Source organism: Streptomyces sp. L2 (assembly GCF_004124325.1).
Lineage (GTDB): Bacteria > Actinomycetota > Actinomycetes > Streptomycetales > Streptomycetaceae > Streptomyces.
Genome location: NZ_QBDT01000001.1, coordinates 6,807,322 through 6,833,821, shown reverse-complemented (window position 1 = coordinate 6,833,821; position 26,500 = coordinate 6,807,322). Strand labels below are relative to the sequence as shown.

Below are 26,500 nucleotides of genomic sequence, written 5' to 3'. Positions count from 1 at the left end.
CGAGGGGGCGCACTCGCGTCCACCGGGCCAAGCCCGAGGGGGCACGCTCGGGTCCACCGGGCCAAGCCCGAGGGGGCACGCTCGGGTCCACCGGGCCAAGCCCGAGGGGGCGCAGTCGGGCCGACCGACCGGCGGGTATGGAGCCGGGATACCATCGCTGTCGCCATGCAGACGATTCCCACACCTCCCACGCACACCAGTCTGGTCGCGGTCGGCGACTCCTTCACCGAGGGCATGTCGGACCTGCTGCCCGACGGCTCCTACCGGGGCTGGGCCGACCTCCTCGCGGAGCGGATGGCCGCCCGCGCCCCGGGATTCCGCTACGCCAACCTCGCCGTGCGCGGGAAGCTGATCGGGCAGATCGTCGCCGAACAGGTCGAGGTGGCGGCGGCGATGGACGCGGACGTCGTCACGCTGGTCGGCGGCCTCAACGACACGCTGCGGCCCAAGTGCGACATGGGCAGGGTGCGGGGCCTGCTGACCGAGGCGGTGGAGCGGCTGGCCCCGTCCTGCAAGCAGCTGGTGCTGATGCGCAGCCCCGGCCGGCAGGGCCCGGTGCTGGAGCGGTTCCGGCCGCGCATGGAGGAGCTGTTCGGCTGCGTCGAGGAGCTGGCGGCCAAGCACGGCGCGCTGGTGGTGGACCTGTACGGGGCGCGCTCGCTCGGCGACCCCCGGCTGTGGGACGTGGACCGGCTGCACCTGACGGCCGAGGGGCACCGCCGGGTCGCCGAGGCGGTCTGGCAGACGCTGGGCTACGACCCGGAGGACAGCGACTGGCACGCGCCGATGCCGACCGCCGTCCCGCCGAACTGGATGTCGCGGCGAGTGGCGGACGCGCGGTTCGCCCGGCAGCACCTGCTGCCCTGGATAGGCCGGCGCCTGACGGGACGCTCCTCCGGGGACGGCCGGTCAGGCGCCCAGTTCAGCGCCGAACTGGGCAAAGCCTTCTGGATCACCCCTGCGGACGACACCGATCCCGGTCCGGTGACGGACTGGCGTCGGATCGGGCCGTAGCGCGCGGTCTCCTCGGGCTGCCGTGCGGCACCGGGAGACGGGCCGCGTGCTCCGGGACCCGGCGTCAGCAGCCCTCCTGTCAGCGGCCCTCGAACCGGCGCAGGCCGACCCGCCGGGACAGCCAGACCAGCAGCTCGAAGAGCACCAGGACCACGGGCACGGCCCAGGCGGCGACGTCGATCCCGCTGTAGTCCGTGTCGGCCGGCTCCGGCGCCGTCCAGCCGTGCGGGTCGACGAGCACGTCCTCGGTCTGCCCGACTTCCGTCGGCCCGTCGCAGAATCCGTCGCCCAGCTCGGCGTGCCGGAGCGGTTTGCCGTCCACCCGCTCCAGAAGGCAGGTGTACTCCGGCCCGTTCTTGCCCTGGAAGGTCTTCACCGAGGTGACCCGCGCCTCCACCCGCTGCCCCTGGTGCGCCATCACCTCCGCCTGCAGCACCGGTCCAGGCCCGGCCAGCGCGGCGATCCCCACGATCACCCCGCCCAGGATCAGCCACCCGTTGGGCGCCGCGATGATCATCAGCGCGAGAGTCGCGATCAGCGCGAAGGTCCCGAGTATCAGACCAAGTGTCTGCACGTCGGGATTGGCGGCCAGCAAGGACAGTCCGATGATCACCGGCGGACCGAAGAACGCCATGAGGGTGAGGCGGCGGACCTGCCGGGACGAGGTGGCGGTGGCTGTTCGAGGCACGGCGTCAGTGTGACGAACGGGGACATGACAGTGAAGAGCAGGCTCCGGAACGAGCGCGTCCGGCGAGCGTGTTCCGCGTCTCGTAGCTTCCGCCGAACAGGGGCGTGGCGCTGGCCTGCACAAACCGCCAGTAGACTCTGGACACGTGACCTCTGCTGCCGCCAAGCCCCGCATCCCCAACGTCCTCGCCGGACGCTACGCCTCCGCCGAGCTCGCCACGCTCTGGTCGCCCGAGCAGAAGGTGAAGCTGGAGCGGCAGCTCTGGCTCGCCGTGCTGCGGGCCCAGAAGGACCTCGGCATCGAGGTGCCGGACGAGGCGATCGCCGACTACGAGCGCGTCCTCGACACTGTCGACCTGGCCTCGATCGCCGAGCGCGAGAAGGTCACCCGGCATGACGTGAAGGCGCGGATCGAGGAGTTCAACGACCTCGCCGGGCACGAGCACGTGCACAAGGGCATGACCTCCCGGGACCTCACCGAGAACGTCGAGCAGCTGCAGATCCGCCTCTCGCTGGAGCTGGTGCGCGACCGTACGGTGGCCGTCCTCGCGCGGCTGGGCCGGCTGGCCGGCGAGTACGCGGAGCTGGTCATGGCGGGCCGCTCGCACAACGTGGCCGCGCAGGCCACGACGCTGGGCAAGCGGTTCGCGACCGTGGCCGACGAGCTGCTCGTGGCACACGGCCGCGTCGAGGAGCTGCTGGGCCGCTATCCGCTGCGCGGCATCAAGGGCCCGGTCGGCACCGCCCAGGACATGCTGGACCTGCTCGGCGGCGACGCGGGCAGGCTCGCGGAGCTGGAGCAGCGCATCGCCGCGCACCTGGGCTTCTCGCAGGCCTTCACCTCGGTCGGCCAGGTGTACCCGCGCTCGCTGGACTACGAGGTCGTCACCGCGCTGGTGCAGCTGGCGGCGGCCCCGTCCTCGCTGGCCAAGACGATCCGGCTGATGGCGGGCCACGAGCTGGTCACCGAGGGCTTCAAGCCGGGCCAGGTCGGTTCGTCCGCGATGCCGCACAAGATGAACACCCGCTCCTGCGAGCGTGTCAACGGCCTGATGGTGATCCTGCGCGGCTACGCCTCGATGACCGGCGAGCTGGCCGGCGACCAGTGGAACGAGGGCGACGTCTCCTGTTCGGTGGTCCGCCGGGTCGCGCTGCCGGACGCGTTCTTCGCGCTGGACGGCCTGCTGGAGACCTTCCTGACCGTGCTGGACGAGTTCGGCGCGTTCCCCGCCGTCGTCGCCCGCGAACTGGACCGGTACCTGCCGTTCCTCGCCACCACCAAGGTACTCATGGGCGCCGTGCGTGCCGGTGTGGGCCGGGAGGTCGCGCACGAGGCCATCAAGGAGAACGCCGTCGCCACGGCGCTCGCCATGCGTGAGCAGGGCGCCGAGCGCAACGACCTGCTGGACAAGCTCGCCGCCGACGAGCGCCTCCCGCTGGACCGCGAGCAGCTGGCCGCGCTGATGGCGGACAAGCTGTCCTTCACCGGCGCTGCGGCCGGCCAGGTCGGGGTGGTCACCGGCCGGATCGAGGAGATCCTGAAGCAGTACCCGGAGGCCGCCGGTTACACCCCCGGAGCGATCCTCTGACGACTCCGCCCGCTCGTTCCCGCCGCTTCACGCAGGCGGAACTGGAGGCCGCCCGCGACCGCCTCGTCCCCGACGTGGTCGCGGACGGCCTGCGCGTGCTCTTCTGCGGCATCAACCCCGGGCTGATGACGGCGGCGACGGGCCACCACTTCGCCCGCCCGGGCAACCGCTTCTGGCCGGTCCTGCACCTGTCGGGCTTCACCCCGAGACTGCTGACGCCGGCCGAGCAGGGTGAACTGCTGTCGTACGGGCTCGGCATCACCAACGTGGTGGCACGGGCCACCGCGCGGGCCGACGAGCTGACGGCCGAGGAGTACGTGGCGGGCGGGCGACTGCTGGCCGGCAAGGTGACGCGGTGGCGGCCGGGATGGCTGGCCGTGGTCGGGGTGACGGCCTACCGGGCGGCCTTCGGTGAGCGCAAGGCCCAGGTGGGCCCGCAGGAGCGGACCATCGGCGACACCCGTGTCTGGGTGCTGCCCAACCCCAGTGGCCTGAACGCCCATTGGACGGCGGCGACGATGGCCGAGGAGTACGCGCGGCTGCGGGAGACGGCGGAGTCCTGAGGGGTCGGGCCTGTCTTGAGGGAGCCCCATCTGTCCTGCGGGGTCCAGGTGCCCTGAGGAGTCCGGCATGCCCTGACGGAACGTCCTCCGTCAGGGCGGGTCCGTCTCGGTGACCACCGCCAGCAGCTGGAACGGCAGCTCGTCGTCCCACTGGGATATCCCGAGCGCGATCCACCGTCCGTTCTCCGTGCGCCACAGGTGGACGTCGGGCACGTGCGCGGCGAGCGTGCCCCATGGCTCGTCCATCTCCTCCCCCTCCATGCCGCGCTGGAACACGCCGAACAGGCTGAACGCGTCGGCCGGTCCCCACCGTTCGGCGAGCCGCTCCCCCAGCGCGTCCCGGTCGGCCTCGTACTGCTCCTCCGTCTCCTCGCGCCCGGCGCCACCGTCCTCGTAGAAGTCTCCACTGCTCTGTAACTCGGCTATCAGGTAACCAGGCCCGCCCGTGCCGCTGTCGGTCCGGCCGTGCACGACGGGAAACTCCCGGTCGCACAGCTGATCGATCACAGCAAGACAGTTCGCGATGTCCATGAGACCCAGTAAACCGGGCACCACTGACAATTGGCCGCCCGTCAGGCACCGTCGGCGCACCCAGGGCACGCGGGGCCGTGCGGCACGCGCCGGCACCTGTCCCGGCGAGGTGGCCCACGCCGCGCCCCGGCCGGCGCGCCCCGGCACTCGCCGGTCCGGGCCCGGCCGAGTACGATCCGCCCAACACGCCCGCGAGCTGGGAGGACGGACGGTGGGGCAGCTGACCGGTGGCGATCCCTCGCTGCTGCGAAGGATCAATTCCGCGGTGGTGCTGCACGCGCTGCGTGCCGCGGACTGCGCGACACTCACCGAGATCACCCGGGTGACCGGACTGTCCCGGCCGACGGTGGAGGGCGTGGTCGACGGGCTGATCGAGGGCGGTCTCGTCGTGGAGGCGGCGGCCGACGAGAATCCGACCCGCCGGCAGGGGCGGCCCGCCCGCCGGTTCCGGTTCCGGGCCGAGGCGGGGCATCTGCTGGGCCTGGAGATCGGCGCGCACCGGGTCGCCGCGCTGCTGTCCGACCTGGACGGCCGGGTGCTCGGCGCGCAGGCCAAGGAGGTCGACGAGACGGCCCCGGCGGACGAGCGGCTGGAGCGGCTGCGCGGCGCGGTCGCCGAGCTGCTGCGCCGGGCCGGGGTCGCGCGCAGTTCGCTGCGGGCCGTGGGCGTGGGCACACCGGGCATCGTCGAGGCCGACGGCACGGTGCGGCTCGGCACCGCCCTGCCGCAGTGGACGGGGCTGAAGCTCGGCGAGCGGCTGAGCCGTTCGTTCAAGTGCCCGGTACTGGTGGAGAACGACGCCAACGCGGCAGCCGTCGCCGAACACTGGAAGGGCTCGGCGACCGAGTCGGACGACGTGGTGATGGTCCTGGCCGGGCTGAGCCCGGGAGCAGGTGCGCTGATCGGCGGCCGGCTGCACCGGGGGTACGGCGGGGCGGCCGGCGAGATCGGCGCGCTGCATCTGCTGGGCCGGGAGGCGACGCCGGAGACGCTGCTGTCGACCACCGACGAGCCCCTGCATCCGCTGGACGAGCAGGCGGTCGCTGAGGTGTTCGCACTGGCCCGCAAGGGCGACCGGCGGGCGCGTGCTGCCGTCGAGCGCTTCATCCAGCGGCTCGTCCACGACGTGGCCGCGCTCGTGCTGGCGCTCGACCCCGAGCTGGTGGTGATCGGCGGCTGGGCGGCCGGCCTGGACGGGGTCCTGGAACCGCTGCGCCGCGAACTCGCCCGCTACTGCCTGCGGCCGCCCCGGGTGGCGTTGTCCCTGCTGGGCGAGGCGGCGGTGGCCACGGGCGCCCTGCGCCTGGCCCTCGACCACGTCGAGGAGCAGCTGTTCGCGGTGGAGGGAACGGTGACGGCCCGCCGGTGACGGCCGAGCGGTGACACCTTGGCGGTCACAGCCTGGCGGCGGCCGTCCGCCGGTTGCCGCCCCGCCGGTTGCCGCCCGGCCGTGACAGCCGGCGGTGACCGCCGGTCGGTGGCCCGCCCGTAACCGCCCGCAGGTAACCGCCCGCCGGTGACGGTCCGACGGTGGCCGCCCCGGCAACAGCCCGCCGGTGACCGCCCGCCGGTGACCGCCCCGGCAACAGCCCGCCGGTGACCGCCCCTGCAACAGCCCGCCGGTGACCGCCCGCCGGTGACCGCCCCTGCAACAGCCCGGCGGTGACGGCCCGGCGGTGGCCGCCCACCGGTACCAGCCCGGCGGTGGCCCGCCCGCCGGTCGGCAACCGCCAGTGACCGCCCGCCGGTGGCCGCCCGCCAGTGCGTCGCCTGCCAGTGATGCCGAGCTTCCCCAGTTCGTTCGTGAAGCGCCCCCGGCCCGGAGACGCGCCCGCGCCCCGGCCCGAGCAGTCGCCCCGCGCCCCGGCGGAGTTCCGGGGCGCGGGCGAACGGGACGGCAGGGCGCAGGCGCGCGGGCGAACGGGGCAGCAAGGCGCGGGCCCGCGGGGCATGTCGTCGGCGAGCGGGGCGGTCGGTCTCATGGGCCGCCCCGGCCCAGGGGGCATGTCGTCGGCGAGCGGGGCCGTCGGTCTCACGGGCCGCCCCGGCCCAGGGGGCATGCCGCGTCGCTCAGGAAGCCCGCTGTTCGGGGCCGTGGTGGATCTCCACGCCTCCGGAGTCGCCGAAGGTCAGCCGGCAGGTGTCCGCGCGGTACGTCGCGACGGACAGCGCGGCCGTGCGGCCCGCGGCGAAGAAGCGGGTGGTGACGACCAGGACGGGTGCGCCGGGGAGCCGGTCGAGGTCCTTGGCGTCGTCCGCGGCGGCTGAGCCCAGTTCGACGGCGCGGTCCTGGCCCTCCAGCTCCAGGCGCTGCAGCTCGCGCAGGACCGCACGCGCGCGTGCCGCGCCGGACGGGGCGTCTATGGCCGACAGGTCGGGCACCGAGGAGGCCGGGATGTACAGCAGGTCGGTGGCGACCCGCTGGCCGTGGGACATCCTGGACCGGCGTACGACGTGGACGGGCTCGTCGGAGCCGGTCTCCAGGGCCCGGGCGACGGCCGCGGGCGGCGCGGACTGCTCGGAGTCGACGGCCTGCCAGGCGTCGTCCCCGGCGCCGGGCCAGGCGTGCTGCTCGGAGCCGACGGCGACGCCCATCCGCGGGGGCGCGACGGTCGTGCCGACGCCGCGGCGACGCTGCAGCCGGCCTTCCAGTTCGAGCTGTTCGAGGGCCTGGCGGAGCGTGGCCCGGGCCACGCCGAAGCGGGCGGCGAGATCTCGCTCGTTGGGCAGGATCTCACCGACCGAGAACTCGGAGTCGAGCGCCTCGGTGAGCACGGTCTTGAGATGCCAGTACTTCGGTTCCGGCACAGATTCCAGCTGCGTGGTCCCCACCCTGTCCTCCGCAAGAGCTGTGGTCCGGCGGCTTTTAGCGCCCTTGTTTATTAAAGGTTGTTGCACTTCTCTGCGACCATAGGGCGGCCCTCACCCTTGGTCAAGACCAATCCTCGATCGTTCCGGCCCCGTACGGGCGCCGTGCGGCGCAGCGTTCACGCGCTGTTCGCACACCGTCCGGCGCGCTCGCCTCAGAGGTCGGCGAGGGACCGCAGTTTGTCGGGGTTGCGGATGATGTAGACGGTGGTGATACGACCGCCCACGACGTCGAGCTGGAACAGGGCGTCGGGTCGGTCCCCGGCCAGGGCCAGGATCGCCACGCCCGCGTTGGTCTCGACGTACCGCAGGGTGAGCCCCGGCCCGTCCTTGCGGGCGGCGCCGATCAGGAAGCGGCCCACCTTGTCCGCGGTGTGCAGGACGCGCACCGGTGTCTTCGCCTTGCCGCCGCTGTCGCCCACGAGGCGGACGTCCGGGGCCAGCAGGGACATCAGGCCGGCCAGGTCGCCCCCGGCCGCGGCGGCGAGGAAGCGTTCCGTCAGGTCCCGGCGCCGGGCAGGGTCGGCCTCGTAGCGCGTCCGGCGCTCCTCGACGTGCCGCCGGGCCCGGCCGGCGAGCTGCCGTACCGCCGCCTCACCGCGGTCGAGCAGGGCGGCGATCTCCGCGTAGGGGTAGCCGAACGCTTCCCGGAGGACGAAGACGGCCCGTTCCAGCGGGGACAGCGTCTCCAGGACGACGAGGACGGCGAGGGACACGGACTCGGCGAGGACGGCGCGTTCCGCGGTGTCCGGGACGGTGTCCCCGAACTCGGTGACGTACGGCTCCGGCAGCCAGGGGCCGACGTACGCCTCGCCGCGCGCCCGCACCTGGCGCAGCCGGTCGATGGCCAGTCGGGTGGTGACGCGGACCAGATAGGCACGCGGGGCGCGGACCTCGTCGCGGTCGGCGCGGGACCAGCGCAGCCAGGCGTCCTGCACGACGTCCTCGGCGTCGGCGACACGCCCGAGCATGCGGTAGGCGACGTCCATGAGGAGGGGCCGGTGTTCTTCGAAGACGTCGGTCAGGGGGTGCGCGGTCACTGCTCCATCCCATCCGACACGCCCTGCGCTGTCCAGACGGAATCGGCTCGTCGGGGGCGGTCCCGGATCACAATGACCGCGGACCGCCGGTGGTCGGCGGCCGGTGCGAAGGGTGGCCGATGCGATACGCGGTGCTGGGCACGGGCGAGGTGGGCCGCACGCTGGGCGGCAGACTGGTGGAGCTGGGGCACGAGGTGACACTCGGGTCCCGGACGAACGACAACCCGGTGGTCCTGGAGTGGGCGACGGCCGCGGGGCGGCGTGCCCGCGCGGGGACGTTCGCGGAGGCCGCGCAGGCGTCCGAGGTGGTGGTGGTCGCGGTGAGCGGCCGGGTGGCGCTCACGGCCCTGGAGGCGGCGCGCGCGGAGCACCTGGACGGGAAGATCGTCGTGGATCTGTCCAATCCGCTGGCGTTCGAGGGCGGGCTGCTGCGGCTGGACCCGGTGGAGTCGGACAGCGTGGCCGAGAGCATCCAGCGCACGTTTCACCACGCGCGCGTGGTGAAGACCCTGAACACCGTCAACTGCCAGGTGATGGTGGACCCGGGGCGGGTGCCGGGCGAGCACAACCTGTTCGTGTGCGGGGACGACGCCGCCGCCAAGGCGGAGGTGACGGCGCTGCTGGGCGAGCTGGGCTGGCCGGCCGAGCGGGTCCTGGACCTCGGCGGGATCCGGGCGGCGCGGGCCATGGAGATGGTGCTGCCGCTGTGGATGACCCTGTTCCAGAAGCTCGGCCACGCCGATTTCAACTTCGAGGTGCGCCGGGCACGTTGAGCGCCGGCTACGCGCGGCGGAACGTGGGCGAGCCGACGGGCGGCCGATGGACTGGAACCGGGGGCTACCCGTCGGTAGTAATTGCTGACAAGCTGTCTACGGATTCCGTCAGCAGCCCAGCCGAGGAGCACCCCGATGTCCGCCACCGCCTCCTTCGAGGTCCCCACCCCGCACGGCCCGCGGGACGTGACCGTCTCCTACGCGCGCGTGGGGCACGGGGAGCCACTGGTCCTGCTGCACGGCATCGGCCACCACCGGCAGGTCTGGGACCCGGTGGTGGACATCCTCGCGACCGAGCGCGAGGTGATCGCCGTCGACCTGCCCGGTTTCGGCGCCTCCCCCGCCCTGCCCGACGGTCTCGCCTACGACCTTCCGACGACCAACGCCGTGCTGGCCGCCCTCTTCACGGCACTGGAGCTGGACCGCCCGCACGTGGCCGGCAACTCGCTGGGCGGCCTGCTGGCCCTGGAACTGGGCCGCGAGAAGCTCGTACGGTCCGTCACGGCCCTCTCCCCGGCCGGATTCTGGTCGCAGGCCGAGCGGCGCTACGCCTTCTCCGTGCTGCGCGCGATGCGGGGCACCGCCCGGCGGCTGCCGCCCGGGCTGGTGGAGCGGCTGTCCCGCACCGCGGCCGGCCGTACGGCACTGACCAGCACCATCTACGCCCGCCCGGGCCGCCGGTCACCCGAGGCGGTGGTCGCCGAGACGTTCGCGCTCGCGGAGGCCTCCGGCTTCGCGGCGACTCTGCGGGCGGGCCGCACCGTCCGGTTCACCGACGACGTGCCGCACGTGCCGGTCACGGTCGGCTGGGGCAGCCGGGACATGCTGCTGGTGCGCCGTCAGGGCATCCGGGCCAAGCGGATCATCCCCCGCGCCCGGCTGGTGCGGCTGCCCGGCTGCGGGCACTGCCCCATGAACGACGACCCGGCCCTGGTCGCCCGCGTGATCCTCGACGGCAGCCGCTGACCGGCGCCGGCCGAGCGCACCCGAACCGAGCGCGACCCCGGCACCCACCAAGGCGCTTCCGGTGGCCTGGACGGGCCCGTAGGAACCGGTGCCGACGAGCGGGGCGGTGCAGGCGGCCGCCACGGGGATGAGCCCGGAGAACAGCGTGGCCCGCTCGGCGCCGATCCGCTGCATCCCCATGTACCAGCACACGAAGCCGACGACCGTCACGATCGCCGCCTGCCACAGCAGCGCGGCGGTCTCGGTGGCGTCGGGGCGGCGCAGCCAGGCGGTGCCGTCGAGGAGGCAGCCCGCCGCCGCGGCCTCGACGGCGGCGACCCCGCACACCGTCGCCGACAGCAGCCGCGGTCCGAGCGGCCGCAGCACCGGCACCGCGAGGACCGCGAAGCCCGCCTCACCGGCCAGCGCGCACGCGGAGAACGCGATTCCGGCGGCGTCGGCGTGCCCCCACCCCCGCACGGTGAACGCGCCGGCGGCGACGAGCAGCGCGCCGTACAGGACCGCCCGGCGCGGGCGGCGGCCGTCGAGGAGCGGCACGAGGACGGCCACCACGACCGGTGCGCAGCCGACGAAGACGCCCGGCACCGCGGGTTCGGCACCGCGTTCGGCCGCGATGACGGCCAGGTTGAAGCCGACCATGCCGACGGCGGCCAGCAGGGCGATGCGGGCCCAGCCGCGCGGGCCGAGCGCGCGCAGCCGCCGTCCCGCTCCAGGGCGGGCGAACGGGACGAGCAGGAGACAGGCGAGGGCGTAGCGCAGGAACTGGCCGCCCGCGTACGGGTAGTCGCCGAGGACGCTGTTGGCGGTGAAGGAGCCGCCGACGAGCACGCAGGCCAGGGCGGCGAGGACGGATCCTCGGGTGGTGTCGGTCATGACGGCGACGCTAGGGAGCGTGGCGGCCCGGATTAAGGTCCACTTCCATGACGTCATCGGGGACCAATCCGGGCGGCCTCACCGGTACGGCCGCGTGGGAGCTGCTGCTGCCGGCCGCGTCGGCACCGGCACGCGCGCGTGGGCGTGCCCTGCAGGCGGCGCTGCGCGAGGCGATCCGCTCGGGCCGGCTCACGTCCGGCACCCGCATGCCGTCGAGCCGGGAGCTGGCGGCCGACCTCGGTGTGTCGCGGGGCCTCGTCACGGAGGCGTACGAACAGCTCACGGCCGAGGGATATCTGCGCAGCGGGCGGGGCGCGGGGACCTGGGTGGGCGACGCCGTACGGGCGGCCCGGCCCGTGGCGCACGACCTCGCCCCTCGCCCCGGGGGCGCCCGCGCGGACTTCGTCCCGGGTACGCCGGACCTCTCGCTGTTCCCGCGGGCCGCGTGGGGCGCCGCGCAGCGTGCGGTGCTCGCGGACCTGCCGCACCACGACCTCGGCTACCCGGACCCGCGCGGGCTGCCCCGGCTGCGCACCGCCCTGGCCGAACTGCTCGCCCGCCGCCGTGGCGTGGTCGCCGATCCGGAGCGGATCGTGGTCGTCTCCGGCGTGACCCAGGCGACCACCCTGCTGGGCTGGGCGCTGCACGCGCGCGGGATGCGCGCGGTCGGCGTCGAGGACCCGGGCAGTCCGCAGCACGGCGCCCTGTACGCGGCGGCCGGGATGCGCACCGTACCGCTGCCGCTGGACGCGGACGGCCTGGCCCTGGGCCCACTGGAGGCCTCCGGGGTACGGGCGGCGGTGACGACACCCGCGCACCAGTACCCCACCGGCATCGCCTACTCGGCGCGGCGCCGCACCGAACTGCTGGCGTGGGCGCGGTCGGTGGACGGCCTGCTGCTGGAGGACGACTACGACGGCGACTTCCGCTACGACCGTGCCCCGGTCGGCGCCCTGCAGGGCCTCGATCCGGAGCGGGTCGCCTACACCGGCTCGGTCAGCAAGTCCCTCGCCCCCGGGCTGCGACTGGGCTGGCTCCTGGTGCCCGGTTTCCTGGCCGAGGAGGTCGTCGCACTCAAGCGGGCCATGGACCTCGGCAACCCCTCCCTCGACCAGGCGCTGTTCGCGCGTTTCCTGGAACGCGGCGACTACGACCGGCAGCTGCGCCGGTGCCAGCGGGCCTACCGCGAGCGGCGCGACACGCTGGTCGCCGCCCTCGCCGAGCACTTTCCCCAGGCCCGGGTCTCCGGCATCGCCGCCGGCCTGCACGCCATCGCCGAACTCCCCGACCGCTACGGCCCCGAGGCGGCCTTCGTGCAACGGATGGCGGACGCGGGTGTGGCCGTGCGCGCCCTCGGCGACTGCGCGCACACCCCGGCCGACGGGCCCGGGGTCCGGCTGGTGCTGGGGTACGCCCATCTGACGCCGGCCCGCATCCGGACGGGCGTGCGCCTGATGGCCGAGGCACTCGCCGGCTGACCGGTCATCACTTCGTCGGTTCCGGGGCCACGGCCCGGCCGGCCTCCCGTACCCTCGGAGCGCCGGGCCGCGCACCGGCGTCATCCCCCGGCGCGCGGCCCGGTCCCGGACCCGGCTTCGGACCCGGCTTCGGACCCGGCTTCGGACCCGGCTTCGGACCCTGTCCCGGATCTTGCCGGCCCACCACCGCCGCGCCTCTTTCTCGCTGACTTCGACGGCCGGCCGAGGGGACGGCGAGAGCTCGTAGAAAGAAGAACGAAACGGGCGTAAGCATCCTTTACCCATCGGTCACACATCGTTCGTGATCACGCAACACCGTTCCTTCACAGTGGTGGCATGACCGCAGACATGCCCCACGGATCCCAGCAGCACGGACACGCCGCAGGCCGCCGGCGCCGGAGCCTCGTCCGGCTCGCCGCCGCCTGGCGGGAACGGCGGCACGGGCACGCGCCGCCGGCGGACGATACCGGGCCCCGGCCGGACGCGGCCGGGGCCGGCACGCTCTGGCGGATGCGGACGACCGTCAGGGACGAACCGGGCTCGCTGGCCGCGCTGTGCGGCGCGCTGGCCGGGCACCGGGCCGACATCCTGAGCCTGCAGACGCATCCGCTGGCCGACGGGACGGTCGACGAGTTCCTGCTCCGTGCGCCGGACACGGTGACGGCGGCCGCAATCAGGGAGGCGGTGTCCGAGGCCGGGGGCACGTCCACCTGGATCGAGCGGGCCGACGCCCACGACCTGGTGGACGCCCCGACCCGGGTGCTGGGGCTGGCCGCGCGCACCGCCCTGGACACCGCGGAACTTCCGCTGTCGCTACGGCAGTTGCTCGGCCGGTGCACCATCCGGTCGGTACCGGCAGGCGCCGGCCCCGCGCCCGGACCGCTGCCCGCCGAGGGAGTGCTGGAGGACACCGTCATCCGGCTGCGGGCGCCGGGGGGCGGCGTGCTCACCGTGGAGCGGCCCTATCTGCCGTTCACGCCGACGGAGTTCGCGCGGGCCCGTGCCCTGGTGGAGCTGGACAGCCGGCTGGGTCCGCGGATCCCGCAGAGCAAGGACGTGCTGACGCTGCCCGAGGGCAACGACATCACCGTGCGCCGCGTGGACACCGGTGAGCTGCCGGCGGCCCGCGCGATGCACGAGCGGTGCTCGCCCGACACCCTGCGCCTGCGCTACCACGGCCCGGTCGCCGACGCGGACCGCTACCTGAACCACCTGCTCAGCCCCCGCTTCGGGCGGACCCTGGCCGCGCAGACCACCTCGGGCCGCATCGTGGGCCTCGGTCACCTGCTGTGGGACGGCGAGGAGACGGAGGTGGCGCTGCTCGTCGAGGACGACTGGCAGCGGCGCGGCATCGGTACCCAACTGCTCGGACGGCTGGTGGCCCTGGCCGTGCAGGCCGGCTGCGAGAACGTGTACGCCGTCACGCGGGCCTCCAACACCGGCATGGTCGCGGCGATGCGCGGCCTCGGACTGCCCCTGGACTACCAGATCGAGGAAGGCACCCTGGTCATCACGGCCCGCCTGGACGCCACGCCGGTCGCGTCCCGTCCGCCGTACGGCACCGCCGGCGAGCGACCGGGCGAACCGGCGCGCCACGACTGAAGTCCCCCGCCCGGAGGGAGAGCGCGGGACGGGAGACGGGACGGCCCGGCGAAGATCGCCGCCGGGCCGTCCCGGCGGAGGTCAGCGCACGGCCTCCCCCAGGGGCACAGGCGTGATGGCCCGCTCCCCCAGCGCGTTGTCCAGGTCCGCCCACAGGTCCTCGACGTCCTCCAGGCCGACCGACAGCCGCAGCAGCCGGTCGCCGACGCCGGCGTCCTCGCGCCCGTCGGCGCCGATGATGCGGTGGCTGATGGAGGCGGGGTGCTGGATGAGGGAGTCCACGCTGCCCAGGCTCACGGCCGGGGTGATCAGCCGGACGCCGGAGATGACCTCGTGCGGATCCCCGTGCACCTCGAAGGCGATCATCGCGCCCCCGATCCGGGGGTAGTGCACGCGCTCCACGCGCGGGTCGGCGGCGAGCCGCCGGACCAGCTCGGCGGCGTTCGCGGAGGCCGCCCGCACCCGGACGGGCAGCGTGGACAGGCCGCGCAGCAGCAGATATCCGGCCAGCGGATGCAGGACACCACCCGTGGCGAAACGTATCTTCCGCAGCGCGCCCGCCATCTCCTCGTCGCAGGCCACCACGCCGGCCATCACGTCGCCGTGCCCGCCGAGGTACTTGGTCGCGCTGTGCAGCACCAGCCGGGCACCCTGCTCGGCGGGCCGCTGCAGGACCGGCGTGGCGAAGGTGTTGTCGGCGAGCAGCGGGACCGTGCCGCAGGCGTGGGCGGCGGCCCGCAGGTCGAGTTCGCCGAGCGTGGGGTTGGCCGGGGACTCCACCATCACCAGACCGGTGTCGGGCCGCAGTGCCTCGCCGATGCCGGCCGGGTCGGTCCAGGTGACCTCGGTGCCGAAGAGTCCGGCGGTCAGCATGTGGTCGCTGCAGCCGTACAGGGGCCGTACCGCGACCACGTGCTTGAGGCCCATCGCGGACCGGGCGAGCAGCACCGCGCTCAGCGCCGCCATGCCGCTGGCGAACGCGACGGCGGACTCGGTGCCCTCCAGTCGCGCGAGGGCGGTCTCGAAGCGGGACACGGTCGGATTGCCGAGCCGGCCGTACACCGGCGGGCCGGCGGGCTCGGCGCCGTCCAGGGCGAACGCGTCGATGCGGGCGGCCTCGTCGCGGCTGTCGTACGACGGGTAGGTCGTGGACAGATCGATGGGCGGAACGTGCAGGCCCTGGCCGGCGAGGTCGTCGCGGCCGGCGTGCACGGCCTCGGTGGCCAGTGCTCTCGATGCGGCGCGTACGTCGTCGTAGGCACCGGAGCTGCGTGAGTCCATGGGCGGAAGGGTGAACACCGAACGGGTCCCGCGCGTCGAACGCCGTGCTACGTTCGGCGAATGGCTGAATCTGTCGTACTGGATCCGGTCGACCTCCACCTGCTGCGGCTGTTGCAGAACGACGCCCGGGCCACCTACCGGGATCTGGCCACGCAGGTGGGCGTCGCCCCGTCGACCTGTCTGGACCGGGTGACCCGGCTGCGCCGCTCGGGCGTGATCCTGGGCCACCAGCTGCGGCTGGACCCGGCCAAGCTCGGGCGCGGTCTGGAGGCGCTGCTGTCGGTGCAGGTGCGGCCGCACCGGCGGGAACTGGTGGGACCGTTCGTGGAGCGGATCCGGGCGCTGCCGGAATCCCGGACGGTGTTCCATCTGACCGGGCCGGACGACTACCTGGTGCACGTGGCGGTGGCGGACATGGCCGATCTGCAGCGGCTGGTCCTGGACGAGTTCACCGCGCGCAAGGAAGTGGCCCGGGTGGAGACCCGGCTGATCTTCCAGCAGTGGGACTGCGGGCCGATGCTGCCCCCGGCCACGCCCAGAGCTGAATCAGCGATACATGGGTGACGCAGCCATCCTCCTCGTACGAGGATGGGCGCCATGTCTGAGATCCAGAGCCCGCTGCCCCGTCAGGTCGCCGATGCCTACGTCGACGAACTCATCGCCCTCGACCCCGTCACCGGCACCTATCTCGGGGTGAAGGAGAGCTCGGGCAGGCTGCCCGATTACTCACCGACCGGTCAGCAGGCGCTGGCGGATCTGGCCCGGACGACGCTCGCCCGGCTCGACGAGGCCGAGCGGCGGCCCGGCGCGGACAGCGAGGTGGAGCGCCGCTGCGGGCGGCTGCTGCGCGAGCGGCTGACCGCCGAACTGGCCGTCCACGAGGCCGACGAGCACCTGCGCAAGGTCGGCAACATGGACACGCCCGGCCACATGGTGCGGGAGATCTTCACGGTGACGCCGACGGGGACGGACGAGGACTGGGCGGCGATCGCCGAGCGGCTGCGCGCGGTGCCGGCCGCCTACGCCGGCTACCGGGAGTCCCTGTCCCTCGGCCTGGACCGCAAGCTGTACGCGGCGCCCCGGCCGACCGCGACGTTCGTGGACCAGCTCACCGAGTGGGCGGACACCGACGGCCAGGGCCGCGGCTGGTTCGAGGAGTTCGCGTCGGCGGGTCCGGACGCGCTGCGCGCGGAGCTGGACGAGGCGGCCCGCGCGGCCACCGCCGCCGTGGTGGAGCTGCGGGACTGGATGCGGGACGTGTACGCGCCGGCCATCGAGGGCTCGGCGGACACCGTGGGCCGTGAGCGCTACGCGCGCCTCTCGCGCTACTTCAACGGCACCGACCTGGACCTGGACGAGGCGTACGCGTACGGCTGGTCGGAGTTCCACCGCATCCTCGGCGAGATGAGGCTGGAGGCGGAGAAGATCCTGCCCGGCGCCGAGACGCCCTGGGTGGCGCTCGCGCACCTCGACGAGCACGGCCGGCACATCGAGGGCGTGGACGAGGTGCGGGAGTGGCTGCAGGGCCTGATGGACCGGGCCATCGCGGACCTGGACGGCACGCACTTCGACCTGGCCGAGCGGGTGCGGCGGGTGGAGTCGTGCATCGCCCCGCCCGGCGGTGCGGCCGCCCCGTACTACACGGCCCCGTCGGAGGACTTCTCCCGTCCCGGCCGCACCTGGCTGCCGACGATGGGCCAGACCCGGTTCCCGGTGTACGACCTGGTGTCGACCTGGTACCACGAGGGCGTGCCGGGCCACCACCTGCAGCTCGCCCAGTGGGCGCACGTCGCGCAGGACCTGTCGCGCTACCAGGCCACGATCGGCGGGGTCAGCGCCAACGCGGAGGGCTGGGCGCTGTACGCGGAGCGCCTGATGGACGAGCTGGGCTACCTCACGGAGCCGGAGGAGCGGCTCGGCTACCTCGACGCGCAGATGATGCGCGCGGCGCGGGTGATCGTCGACATCGGCATGCACCTGGAGCTGGAGATCCCGGCGGACTCGCCGTTCCACCCGGGTGAGCGCTGGACGCCCGAGCTGGCGCAGGAGTTCTTCGGCTCGCACAGCAGCCGGCCCGCGGACTTCGTGGAGAGCGAGCTGACCCGGTACCTGACGATCCCGGGCCAGGCGATCGGCTACAAGCTCGGTGAGCGGGCCTGGCTGCTGGGCCGGGAGAAGGCACGCGAGCGGCACGGGGAGGCGTTCGACCTGAAGGCCTGGCACATGGCGGCCCTGTCCCAGGGTTCGCTGGGCCTGGACGACCTGGTGGACGAGCTGTCCCAGCTCTGAGCCGCGGGTTCGCGCGGCGGGGTCTCATTCGGGCAGCTTCCTCAGCTGCACCAGCCCCACCCAGGTCTCCGGACCGGGCTGGGCGTAGCCGGCGCGCACGGCGTAGGGTCCCGGCCGCAGCGGCACCCGCAGGTGTCCGGTGCGGTCGGCGGCCCCGCCCGGCCAGGCCGAGTCGAACAGCAGCACCGGTCCGGGCACCTGCCAGCGGACCTCGGGCTGCCACACGGCCGTGTCCAGGGCGGCGGGGACACCGGCGAGCAGTTCGGCCTCGGAGTCGGCGGCGCACCAGCGCACGAAGGTGCCCCGCTCGGGCAGATAGGTGGTCGCGGCGGGCTCGTCGCCGAAGACGAGGGCCGCGCTGTCGCCGACGGGGAGCAGGCCCACGTATCCGTCGACCTCGCAGGCGCGGTCGTAGTCCGTGGCCGGTTCGGCGCTGTCGGCGCCCACCCAGAACGGCAGGACCGTCTCGGGGATCGCTATGAGCGGACCGCCGCCCGATTCCACCCATTCCTGCGCGCCTGGATCCGCGTATCGTACCATGGGCCCGAACCTACACGGAACGCGACGTTCCCATACGCCTGTTGCTCAACAGGCCCCGGAGCCACGCGAGTTCAGCATCCGCAGTCGCCGTCGACCGGTGCGGTGAGCGGGTCCACGTCGCGCCGCCGCGTGCCCTCCCAGGTTTCGTACGCGAAGCCCTCCCGCGCCCAGTACTCGAAGCCGCCGAGCATCTCCTTGACCCGGTAGCCGAGTTCGGCCAGTGCGAGGGCGGCGCGGGTGGCGCCGTTGCAGCCGGGGCCCCAGCAGTAGGTGACCACGGGCACGGCGGGGTCGAGGAGCCGGCCGGCCTGTTCGGGTATGAGCGCGGTCGGCAGGTGGACGGCGCCGGGGAGGTGGCCCTGGTCCCAGGCGTCGGTGGAGCGGGTGTCCACCACGACGAAGCCCGGGTCGCCGTCCGCGCCGAGGGCGGCGGCCACGTCGGAGACGTCGGCGTGGAAGGCGAGGCTCGCGCGGAAGTACGCGGCGGCCTCGGCTGGCGCGGAGGGGGCGACGCGCAGGACGGGGTTCACGGAGGTGGTTGTGGTCATGCGGAAAATCTATGGCGCCGGCCTCGGGCGCTGAAGTGAGGTTCCACGGCGTTCCCCTTGATGTACCGGGGTTTCCCCTGCTATCCATCCGGGATGACCGCGTATTCCCCGGACGCCACCGACTGGCGCATCCTCGATGTCCTGCAGCGCGACGGCCGTGTGAGCTTCGCCGACCTCGCCCGGGCGGTCTCGATGTCCGCCAGCGCGGTCACCGAGCGGGTGCGGCGGCTGGAGGAGGCCGGGGTCGTCCAGGGCTACGGTGCGGTCGTCGACCTGGAGCGCCTCGGCCTGCCGATCCTGGCGTTCGTGCGGCTGAGGTACCCGAACGGCAACTACAAGCCGTTCCACGACCTGGTGGCGACGACTCCGGAGATCCTGGAGGCGCACCACGTCACCGGCGACGACTGCTTTGTGATCAAGGTCGCCGCCCGCTCCATGCCCCACCTGGAGGAGATCTCGGGCCGGATCGGCGCACTGGGCTCGGTCACCACGAGCGTGGTGTACTCCTCTCCCCTGCCCCGGCGCCCACTGGGCCGGGCGGAGCCAGGACGGGCGGAGCCGGGACGCTCACCGCTGCCGCAGTGAGGAACCCGTTCTGCCCTTGACCACTTCCAGCCGGGCGTGGATCCGGCGGCGGAGGTCACCGACGTGGCTGACGATGCCCACGCTGCGGTCGCGTTCGCGCAGCGAGTCCAGGACGTCCAGCACCTCGTCCAGGGTCTCGTCGTCGAGGCTGCCGAAGCCCTCGTCGATGAAGAGGGTGTCGAGCCGGACGCCGCCGGCCTCGTCGGTGACGACGTCCGCGAGGCCGAGGGCCAGGGCGAGGGAGGCGAAGAAGGTCTCGCCGCCGGACAGAGTGGCGGTGTCCCGTTCGCGGCCGGTCCAGGCGTCGACGACGTGCAGGCCGAGCCCGCTGCGCCCGCGTCCGCTGCGGTCGTCGGAGTGGACGAGCGTGTACCGGCCGGCGGACATCCGCCGCAGGCGCACGGTCGCGGCGGCGGCGACCTGTTCCAGCCGGGCCGCCAGCACGTACGACTCCAGGCGCATCCGGCGTTCGTTGTCGGCGGAGGTGCCCGCGGTGAGCGCGGCCAGCCGGGCCACCCGGTCGTACTCCTGCCGGAGCGGGGCGAGCCGTCGTACGCCCTCGGTGGCGCGGGCGGAGAGGCGGTCGAGCTGGGTGCGGCAGCGGGCCGCCGCGTCGCGCTCGGAGACGGCCTCGCGCAGCCGCTGTTCCGCCCCCTCCGCGGCCTGCTCGGCGGAGGCCGGGTCCGCGGGCGGCTGTGCCGCCGCGGCCGCGGTGCCTTCCTCGGCGAGCACGGCCCGTACGGCGGCCTCCTCCGCCTGCCGGGCGTCCAGCCGGTGCTGCAGTTCGCGGTGGGCGGCGGCGTCCAGCAGGGCGTCGGCCGCGGCCCGGGGGGTGTCGAAGCCGGCCCGGTAGGCGGCGTCGGCGAGGCGGGCGTCGGCGTCCTTGAGCCGATGGGCGGCGTCCTCCGCGGCGCGGGTCGCGTCGGCGGCGGCGGTGAGCAGGGCTGCCCGCCGCTCCAGCTGGGCGGCGCGGGCGGCCACACTCCCGGCACCACCGCGGGCCTGCGTCAACTCCTGCTCCAGAGTGACCTGTTCGTGGTCCAGTGCCTCGCGCCGGGTGACGCGGGCGGCGGTCCGCACGGCGGCCTGCTGGCGGTCGATGAGGCGGCGCTCGCGCTCCTGCTCGGCCCGGCGCAGTTCCTCGTGGGCGGCGTGCAGGGCGGAGGCGTCGCGGCGGGCGCGCGCGAACTCCCGCTCCAGTTCGTCGGCCTCGGCGGCGAGCCGCGCGGTGGGGGCGTCGCCGGCCTCGGCGGTGGCGGCGGCAAGGGCCTCGCGGACACCACCGAGGCGCCGCTCGTCCTCGGCGCGCTGCTCCTCGGCCCGCTGGACCGCGGCGAGGGCGCGCTCCTCGGTGTCGCGGTCGACGTGCCCGTCGACCTTGCGGGCGGGCGCCGGGTGTTCGGTGGCACCGCAGACGGCGCAGGGTTCGCCGTCGGTGAGGTGGGCGGCCAGTTCGGCGGCGATGCCGTTCAGGCGCTGTTCCTTGAGGTCGAGCCAGTGGGTGCGGGCGTCCACGGCGCGCTGCGCGGAGGCGAGGGCCCGCTGCCGGGCCTGCTCCAGGCCGGCGGCCAGTTCGTCCCGGGTGCGGGCCGCGGTGAGGCGGCGGCGGGCGGGCTCACGCCGCTCGGCGAGCTGTTCCGCGCGGGTGGCGGCCTCCTGCGCGGCCTCGATACGGGACTGGAGGGCCGTACGGGCGGGGTCCCAGTCGGCGAGCCAGGCGTCGGCCTCGCGCAGGACGTCCTCGTCGGCGCGCTCCTGGTCGTCGAGTCCGGTCCGTTCCCCGGCGAGCGCGGCGAGCCGCTGTTCGGCGCGGCGGGCCGACTCCAGGCCGCCGAGTTCCTCGGCGGTCCGGCGGGCGGCGGCCGCGAGGCCGGTCGCGTCCGCGCCCGCGTGCGGGTCGGGCAGTGTCCCGCGCGCGCGGGCCTCCGCCTCGGTGGCCCGGCGATGCTCCGCCGCCGCGGCCTCGCGCAGTTCCAGCGCGGGGGCCACGGTCTCCGCCTTGCGGGCGCGCTCCATGCGGTCCCGTACCGCGCGGTGCTCGCCGTCCCGCTCCTGGAGCCGCTCGGCGCGCTGTCGCGCCTCGGCGAACCGGGCCTGCAGCCGGGCGAGTTCGCGTACGTCGCCCAGGGCGCGCCGGGCGGCGGCGTGCGCGGACTCGGCGGCGGTGAGGCGGCATTCGGCGACGGTGAGGCGTTCGCGGGCGGTGCTGCGGGCGACGGCGGCGGCGCCGAGGACCGCTTCGGCCAGGCCCGGTTCGCCGGGGGCGAGGCCGGGCAGGTCCATGGCGTCGCCCGCCTCCTGCTGCATGCGGTGCGCGTCCGCGAGCAGGGTGGTGTCGCCCTCGCGGACCCGGGCCTCGGTGGTGCGTCGGCGGTCGGCGAGGCGCTTCTCGACGTCGGCGAAGCGCTGGGTGTCGAAGAGGCGGCCCAGCAGCCGACCGCGGGCCTCGGCGTCGGCGCGCAGGAAGCGGGCGAAGTCGCCCTGGGGCAGCAGGACGACCTGGCAGAACTGCTCGCGGCTCATGCCGAGCAGCTGGGTGATCTCCTCGCCGATCTCCTGGTGGGAGCGGCTGAGGTCCCGCCAGGCGCCGGCCGTGGCGTCGTAGCCGCGCAGCCAGGTCTGGGGCTTCTCGACGGTGGTGCCGGTGCCGCGCAGCTTGGGGCGTTCCCGGGGGGGCTGCCGGGTGATCTCCAGGCGGCGTCCGGCGACGGTCAGTTCGAGGCGGACCTCGGTGCGGGTGCCGGGTGCGGCGTGGTCGCTGCGAAGGTTGAGGCCCTGGCCGCTCTGGCGGGCGCCGGGGACGGTGCCGTAGAGCGCGTAGCACACGGCGTCCAGGACGGAGGTCTTGCCGGCGCCGGTGGGGCCGTGCAGCAGGAACAGTCCGGCGGCGGAGAGGGCGTCGAAGTCGACGCTCTGGGAGCCGCCGAAGGGCCCGAAGGCGGTGATGTCGAGCCGGTGCAGTCTCACCGGGCCACCTCCCGCACGGTGTGGTCGGCGCGGACGGCGTCGAACGCGTCGCGCAGCACGGCCGCCTCCGGCTCGTCCGGGCCGGCGCCGCGCACGTGGGCGACGAAGTCCTCGGCGATCTGCTGGTCGCTGCGGCCGGCGAGCCGGCGGGCGTACGAGACCTGGGGGTCCTCGGGGGCGCGCTCGGGGGCGAAGACCAGGCTGAGGGTGTGCGGGAACCGCTCGGTGAGGCGGGCCATGGGGTCGGCCGGGCGTACCGCGTCGGTGAGGGTGGCCTCGATCCAGGCGTCCTCGTGGCGGGTCAGTTCCCAGTCGGCGAGGAGGTCGTCGAGCGTGCCGCGGATGCGGGCCAGCGGGCGGGGCACGGGGCAGTCGAGGCGCTCGGCGTCGACCGAGCCGTCGGCGGCGAGGTCGACGAGCCACATGCTCTTGCGGTGCTCGGCCTCGGAGAAGGAGTAGGCCAGCGGGGAGCCCGAGTACCGGACGCGTTCGGTGAGGGTCTGGCAGCCGTGCAGATGTCCGAGCGCGACGTAGTCGACGCCGTCGAAGACGCCGGCCGGGACGGCGGCCACGCCCCCGACGGTGATGTCCCGTTCGCTGTCGCTGACCCGGCCGCCGGTGACGAAGGCGTGCGCGAGGACGACGGAGCGGGTGCCCGGCGGGCGGGCGGCGAGGTCGGCGCGGACGCGCTCCATGGCGGCGGCGAGGACGCTCTCGTGTCCGGCCTTGTCGACCCCGAACTCGTCCTTCACCAGGGCCGGTTCGAGGTAGGGCAGTCCGTAGAGCGCGACGTCCCCGTGCGGGTCCCGGAGTACGACCGGGGTGCCCGCCGCGGACGGTTCGGTGCGCAGGTGGATGCCCGCGCGGTCGATGAGTCCGGCGCCGACGCCGAGACGGCGGGCCGAGTCGTGGTTGCCGGAGATCATGACCGTGGGCACACCGAGGGCGGCGAGGCGGTGCAGGGCGTCGTCGAAGAGTTCGACGGCGGCCAGCGGGGGCACCGCGCGGTCGTACACGTCTCCCGACACGACCACCGCGTCGACGTCGCGCTCGCGCACGGTCGTGACGAGGTGGGTGATGAAGTCGGCCTGGGCGTCGAGCATGTTCACGCGGTGGAACGCCCGGCCCAGATGCCAGTCGGAAGTGTGCAGCAGCCTCATGATCCCCGAAGACTAACGGGCGGGTCTGACATCACGGGCGGTTACTCCCGTATCGGCCCGTTTATCGGCCCGTCATACACCGGGACCATGAAGGCAATTGCCCCGAAATGCCTGTTCTGTCACGCGTCTCCATAGGCCTCGCCGCCGAGTTCGAGGGCGGCCGTGCCCGCCGTCGTGTCGGCCAGCCAGGCCCGGAAGGCGTCCACGTCGGCGTCCGGCAGACCGATCTCGATGGTGACGGCCTCGCCGTAGCGGACGTCCCGGACCTCGCGTCCCGTGGCGCGCAGGTCGTTCTGCACCTTGCCCGCGCGCTGGTGGTCGACGGTCACCGTGGCCAGCCGGAACCGGCGGCGGGTGAGGCTGCCGAGCGCGTCCAGGGCCTCGCCGACCGCTCCGCCGTAGGCCCGGATGAGGCCACCCGCGCCGAGCTTGACGCCGCCGTAATAGCGGGTGACGACGGCGACGACGTAGCGCATGTCCCGGCGCAGCAGCATCTGCAGCATGGGCACGCCCGCGGTGCCCCCCGGTTCTCCGTCGTCGCTCGCCTTCTGCACGCGCGCGTCGGCACCGATGACGTACGCCCAGCAGTTGTGGGTGGCGTCGGTGCGCTCCTTGCGGACGGAGGCGATGAAGTCCTGCGCCTCCTGCTCGGTGGCGGCCGGGGCGAGGGCGCACAGGAAGCGGGAGCGGTTGACCTCGGTCTCGTGCACGCCCGCGCGGGCGACTGTGCGGTACTCGTCCTGCATCCCGCCACCCTATGCGGTGCCGGAGCGGTGCCCGGGCCGCGGTGAGAGCGCCCTACTTCTTCCTGCCGCGCGGCACGGTGACCGACGTCAGCAGGGCGGTGCGCGGGGCGAGGGCCGGCCAGCCGGTGCCGCGCCAGGCGAGTTCGGCGATGGCGGCGGTCGGGAACTTGGCGCGCACCTGGCCGAGCGTGTCGTCGAGACCGTCCCCGGCCAGCTCCAGGACCAGCTCCGCGAGGCCGGGGTTGTGCCCGACGAGCAGCAGGGTCTCCACCTCGGAGGGCGTCTCGTGCACGACGTCCAGCAGGTCCGCCACGGTGGCCGCGTACAGCCTGCGGTCGTGGCGCACCGGGGGCGGCGTGCCCCACTCGGCGGAGGCGAGTTCCCAGGTCTCCCGCGCGCGGACGGCGGTGGAGCACACGGCGAGGTCGGGCAGCCGGTCGGCCTCCGCGAGGGCGCGTCCGGCGGCCGGGGCGTCCCGCAGCCCGCGCGGCGCCAGCGGGCGCCGGTGGTCGGCGACGCCCTCGGGCCACGCCGACTTCGCGTGCCGCAGCACGACCAGGTGCCGCAGCGGTCCCGCGCCCGCGCGCGCGATCACGCGGGGCTCCCGAGGCCGCTCAGGAGATCGAGGGCCACGAGGCGTTCGGCGTAGGCGTACGTCTCGAAGCGGGCGCCGCCGGGCAGGCCGGACGCGGTCTCCACGTCCCGCAGGACCGCGAGCACCGCGGGCAGGTCCAGATCGTCCTCCCAGGCGTCCCGCAACCGTCCCCGCACCTCGTCGGGCACCGGCCGCGACGGCTCCCGCGCCCATCCGGCCACCGCCCCCCGCCACCGCGCGAGGGTCTCCCCCGCCTGCCGAAGGGCTTCCCCGTCGAGGCGCACCGGGCTCGTCCGGGGCACAGAGAGGAGGGCCAGCCGAAGCGCCGCGGGGTCGGAGAGACGGCCACCGAGCGCGGCGACCGACTCCGGCCCGGGAACGGGGGCGGGAACGGCGCCGGGATGCGACGACCCGGCCGAAGTGCCCGCCGGACCGTGCCCCGCGAGGCGCTCCTCCGCGTCCGACGACTCGCGCGCCCTGCCGGGCCCGCCATCCGAGGACTCGGCCGACGCATCCAGCCCGCCCGCCGACGACTCGGCCGACGCGTCCGGCAGGGGCTCGCCCGCCGACGACTTCCGACCGCCGCCCGACGAGGGACCCCCCGCCGGGGGGCCTCCCGCAGACGCGGAGGAGGTGGGCGCGGAGAGCGCCGGCCCCTCCTCCCAGCTCACCGCCGCCACCGCCAGCACCGAGCCCGGTCCGCGCGCGGGCGCCGTTCCCTCCGGCGCCTCCTCCGCCGCGCTCTCCCCCGCAGCCGCCGCCCTCACCTGGACCACCTGGGCCTCGCCCAGGGTCGGGGCCGGGTCGTGGGCGTCTTCGAAGGGGCGGATGCCGAGGGTCGTGGCGGCGGTGCGCAGCTCGGCGAGGTGGTGGGGGGCGGTGAGGGTGGCCCAGACGGGGGTGCCGCCGAGTTCGAGGGCGCGGACCAGCACGTCCGCGGTGAGCAGCACGCGCAGGGCGGTGAGGTCGAGGCCGGGGACGTACGCCTCGACGCGGGTCAGGCCCCGGCGTGCGGGGGCGGCGGGGGCGGGCTCACCGGTTCGGGCGTCGAGGATGCGCAGCACAGTGCGAGCGTAAGCGCGCGGGCTGCCGGATGCGGGCACCTCGCGCCGATTCCGGGCCCCGTGCCGGGCCGCCGGCGGCGGGAATCAGTGCCCCGGGGGCGCTGTTGCCCGGACGACAGTTCCCCGCAGCCCGAGGAGGCGGCCGTGTACGGCGACGAAGCGACCATCCGCAGGATCCTGACCGAGCTGGGTGACACCTGGGCGGTGGTCGGCCTGTCCTCGAACCAGCGGCGGGCGGCCTACGGGGTGGCCCGGGTGCTCCAGCGGTTCGGCAAGCGGGTCGTGCCGGTGCACCCGAAGGCGGAGACGGTGCACGGCGAGCGTGGCTACGCCTCCCTCGCGGACGTCCCTTTCGCGGTGGACGTCGTCGACGTCTTCGTCAACAGCGAGCTGGCCGGCGCGGTCGCCGACGAGGCCGTGGCGAAGGGCGCGAAGGCGGTGTGGTTCCAGCTCGGGGTCGTCGACGAGGCCGCTCAGGAGCGGACCCGGGCAGCCGGTCTGGACATGGTGATGGACCGCTGCCCGGCGATCGAAATTCCCCTCCTGGGATAGCCTGTCTCACCTTCTTCTCACAATTCACCGCTGAATATTGACATTCGGTTCCATCCCTGACCTGTGCGAAGACTCCCCCCAAGACACGCAAGATCCTGGGTCAAGTTTTCGGAAACAGTCTTTTGGTATCGGGGAAAGTCTCCCTAGCCTGTGGCGTCCTTGCTCGTTAATCCTGTGTTTACGATCTGA

The 26,500-nt window shown here is 74.3% G+C and carries 23 protein-coding genes and 3 pseudogenes; 12 read left to right on the top strand and 14 right to left on the bottom strand.

Annotation, left to right across the window (positions count from 1 at the left end; genetic code table 11):
• Positions 1–165: 165 nt before the first annotated feature.
• The gene (locus tag DBP14_RS30665) at positions 166–1,014 is read left to right on the top strand and encodes an SGNH/GDSL hydrolase family protein (protein ID WP_129310626.1); all 849 of its coding nucleotides are present in this window, start codon (positions 166–168) and stop codon (positions 1,012–1,014) included.
• Positions 1,015–1,093: 79 nt separating this feature from the next.
• Here the strand turns inward: DBP14_RS30665 and DBP14_RS30660 are convergent, their stop codons facing one another.
• Positions 1,094–1,702 (bottom strand): hypothetical protein, encoded by a 609-nt coding sequence (locus DBP14_RS30660; protein WP_129310624.1) that lies wholly within the window; start codon positions 1,700–1,702, stop codon positions 1,094–1,096.
• Positions 1,703–1,847: 145 nt separating this feature from the next.
• Here DBP14_RS30660 and purB point away from each other — a divergent pair, with 145 nt between their 5' ends.
• Positions 1,848–3,290, top strand: coding sequence for an adenylosuccinate lyase (purB, locus tag DBP14_RS30655; RefSeq protein WP_129310622.1), 1,443 nt, complete (start codon positions 1,848–1,850; stop codon positions 3,288–3,290).
• Positions 3,291–3,364: 74 nt separating this feature from the next.
• Positions 3,365–3,853, top strand: coding sequence for a G/U mismatch-specific DNA glycosylase (gene mug, locus DBP14_RS30650; protein ID WP_241741073.1), 489 nt, complete (start codon positions 3,365–3,367; stop codon positions 3,851–3,853).
• Between the two features lie 90 nt (positions 3,854–3,943).
• On the opposite strand, the gene DBP14_RS30645 is transcribed toward mug, so the two are convergent.
• Entirely contained in the window at positions 3,944–4,384 is a 441-nt protein-coding gene (locus tag DBP14_RS30645; protein ID WP_129310618.1) for a hypothetical protein, read from the bottom strand.
• 211 nt (positions 4,385–4,595) lie between these two features.
• Here DBP14_RS30645 and DBP14_RS30640 point away from each other — a divergent pair, with 211 nt between their 5' ends.
• Positions 4,596–5,753 (top strand): ROK family transcriptional regulator, encoded by a 1,158-nt coding sequence (locus DBP14_RS30640; protein ID WP_129310616.1) that lies wholly within the window; start codon positions 4,596–4,598, stop codon positions 5,751–5,753.
• A 701-nt stretch (positions 5,754–6,454) separates the two neighbouring features.
• Here the strand turns inward: DBP14_RS30640 and DBP14_RS30635 are convergent.
• Both DBP14_RS30635 and DBP14_RS30630 read right to left on the bottom strand, forming a co-directional pair.
• Complete coding sequence (locus DBP14_RS30635) at positions 6,455–7,216, bottom strand: GntR family transcriptional regulator (protein WP_129310614.1); 762 nt, start codon at positions 7,214–7,216, stop codon at positions 6,455–6,457.
• Positions 7,217–7,407: 191 nt separating this feature from the next.
• The gene (locus DBP14_RS30630; protein WP_129310612.1) at positions 7,408–8,292 is read right to left on the bottom strand and encodes an RNA polymerase sigma-70 factor; all 885 of its coding nucleotides are present in this window, start codon (positions 8,290–8,292) and stop codon (positions 7,408–7,410) included.
• Positions 8,293–8,411: 119 nt separating this feature from the next.
• Here DBP14_RS30630 and DBP14_RS30625 point away from each other — a divergent pair, with 119 nt between their 5' ends.
• Together DBP14_RS30625 and DBP14_RS30620 are read left to right on the top strand one after the other, a co-directional pair.
• The gene (locus DBP14_RS30625) at positions 8,412–9,065 is read left to right on the top strand and encodes an NAD(P)-binding domain-containing protein (protein ID WP_129310610.1); all 654 of its coding nucleotides are present in this window, start codon (positions 8,412–8,414) and stop codon (positions 9,063–9,065) included.
• A gap of 135 nt (positions 9,066–9,200) precedes the next feature.
• Complete coding sequence (locus DBP14_RS30620) at positions 9,201–10,031, top strand: alpha/beta hydrolase (protein WP_129310608.1); 831 nt, start codon at positions 9,201–9,203, stop codon at positions 10,029–10,031.
• A 39-nt stretch (positions 10,032–10,070) separates the two neighbouring features.
• Here the strand turns inward: DBP14_RS30620 and DBP14_RS30615 are convergent.
• A pseudogene (locus tag DBP14_RS30615) lies at positions 10,071–10,904 on the bottom strand (DMT family transporter); the annotation flags it as partial.
• A 47-nt stretch (positions 10,905–10,951) separates the two neighbouring features.
• Here DBP14_RS30615 and DBP14_RS30610 point away from each other — a divergent pair.
• Together DBP14_RS30610 and DBP14_RS30600 are read left to right on the top strand one after the other, a co-directional pair.
• A complete protein-coding gene (locus DBP14_RS30610) occupies positions 10,952–12,382 on the top strand; it encodes a PLP-dependent aminotransferase family protein (protein ID WP_129310606.1) in 1,431 nt (476 codons plus the stop codon).
• Positions 12,383–12,718: 336 nt separating this feature from the next.
• Positions 12,719–13,984 (top strand): GNAT family N-acetyltransferase, encoded by a 1,266-nt coding sequence (locus DBP14_RS30600; RefSeq protein ID WP_129310602.1) that lies wholly within the window; start codon positions 12,719–12,721, stop codon positions 13,982–13,984.
• Between the two features lie 81 nt (positions 13,985–14,065).
• On the opposite strand, the gene DBP14_RS30595 is transcribed toward DBP14_RS30600, so the two are convergent.
• On the bottom strand, positions 14,066–15,265 hold the full coding sequence (locus DBP14_RS30595; RefSeq protein WP_129310600.1) for a PLP-dependent aspartate aminotransferase family protein: 1,200 nt from the start codon (positions 15,263–15,265) through the stop codon (positions 14,066–14,068).
• Between the two features lie 60 nt (positions 15,266–15,325).
• On the opposite strand from DBP14_RS30595, the gene DBP14_RS30590 reads away from it, so the two are divergent.
• Both DBP14_RS30590 and DBP14_RS30585 read left to right on the top strand, forming a co-directional pair.
• Positions 15,326–15,829: an Lrp/AsnC family transcriptional regulator gene (locus DBP14_RS30590; RefSeq protein ID WP_129310598.1), complete on the top strand. Its 504-nt coding sequence runs from the start codon at positions 15,326–15,328 to the stop codon at positions 15,827–15,829.
• A 33-nt stretch (positions 15,830–15,862) separates the two neighbouring features.
• The gene (locus DBP14_RS30585; protein ID WP_129310595.1) at positions 15,863–17,554 is read left to right on the top strand and encodes a DUF885 domain-containing protein; all 1,692 of its coding nucleotides are present in this window, start codon (positions 15,863–15,865) and stop codon (positions 17,552–17,554) included.
• Positions 17,555–17,578: 24 nt separating this feature from the next.
• Here DBP14_RS30585 and DBP14_RS30580 read toward each other — a convergent pair whose 3' ends face one another.
• The gene (locus tag DBP14_RS30580) at positions 17,579–18,094 is read right to left on the bottom strand and encodes an immunity 21 family protein (RefSeq protein ID WP_129310594.1); all 516 of its coding nucleotides are present in this window, start codon (positions 18,092–18,094) and stop codon (positions 17,579–17,581) included.
• Between the two features lie 71 nt (positions 18,095–18,165).
• Positions 18,166–18,642 carry a rhodanese-like domain-containing protein gene (locus DBP14_RS30575; protein WP_129310592.1) on the bottom strand — a complete coding sequence of 159 codons (477 nt, stop codon included), beginning with the start codon at positions 18,640–18,642 and terminating at the stop codon, positions 18,166–18,168.
• Positions 18,643–18,735: 93 nt separating this feature from the next.
• Between DBP14_RS30575 and DBP14_RS30570 the strand changes: the two genes are divergently transcribed.
• Positions 18,736–19,227 (top strand): Lrp/AsnC family transcriptional regulator, encoded by a 492-nt coding sequence (locus DBP14_RS30570; protein ID WP_129310590.1) that lies wholly within the window; start codon positions 18,736–18,738, stop codon positions 19,225–19,227.
• On the opposite strand, the gene DBP14_RS30565 is transcribed toward DBP14_RS30570, so the two are convergent.
• From DBP14_RS30565 to DBP14_RS37485, 6 genes and pseudogenes are all read right to left on the bottom strand, one after another.
• Positions 19,210–22,194 (bottom strand): SMC family ATPase, encoded by a 2,985-nt coding sequence (locus DBP14_RS30565; RefSeq protein ID WP_129310588.1) that lies wholly within the window; start codon positions 22,192–22,194, stop codon positions 19,210–19,212. The genes DBP14_RS30570 and DBP14_RS30565 overlap by 18 nt on opposite strands.
• Positions 22,191–23,354, bottom strand: coding sequence for an exonuclease SbcCD subunit D (locus DBP14_RS30560; protein ID WP_129310586.1), 1,164 nt, complete (start codon positions 23,352–23,354; stop codon positions 22,191–22,193). The genes DBP14_RS30565 and DBP14_RS30560 overlap by 4 nt, the downstream gene beginning before the upstream one ends.
• A gap of 119 nt (positions 23,355–23,473) precedes the next feature.
• Positions 23,474–24,100, bottom strand: a complete 627-nt coding sequence (locus DBP14_RS30555; RefSeq protein ID WP_129310584.1) for a YigZ family protein — start codon at positions 24,098–24,100, stop codon at positions 23,474–23,476.
• 52 nt (positions 24,101–24,152) lie between these two features.
• Entirely contained in the window at positions 24,153–24,695 is a 543-nt protein-coding gene (locus DBP14_RS30550) for a histidine phosphatase family protein (RefSeq protein WP_129310583.1), read from the bottom strand.
• Positions 24,692–25,033, bottom strand: a pseudogene (locus DBP14_RS37490) (hypothetical protein); the annotation flags it as partial. The gene DBP14_RS30550 and the pseudogene DBP14_RS37490, both read right to left, overlap by 4 nt.
• Before the next feature lie 426 nt (positions 25,034–25,459).
• A pseudogene (locus tag DBP14_RS37485) lies at positions 25,460–25,759 on the bottom strand (hypothetical protein); the annotation flags it as partial.
• Positions 25,760–25,903: 144 nt separating this feature from the next.
• Here DBP14_RS37485 and DBP14_RS30540 point away from each other — a divergent pair.
• On the top strand, positions 25,904–26,311 hold the full coding sequence (locus tag DBP14_RS30540) for a CoA-binding protein (protein WP_129310579.1): 408 nt from the start codon (positions 25,904–25,906) through the stop codon (positions 26,309–26,311).
• Positions 26,312–26,500 lie beyond the last annotated feature (189 nt).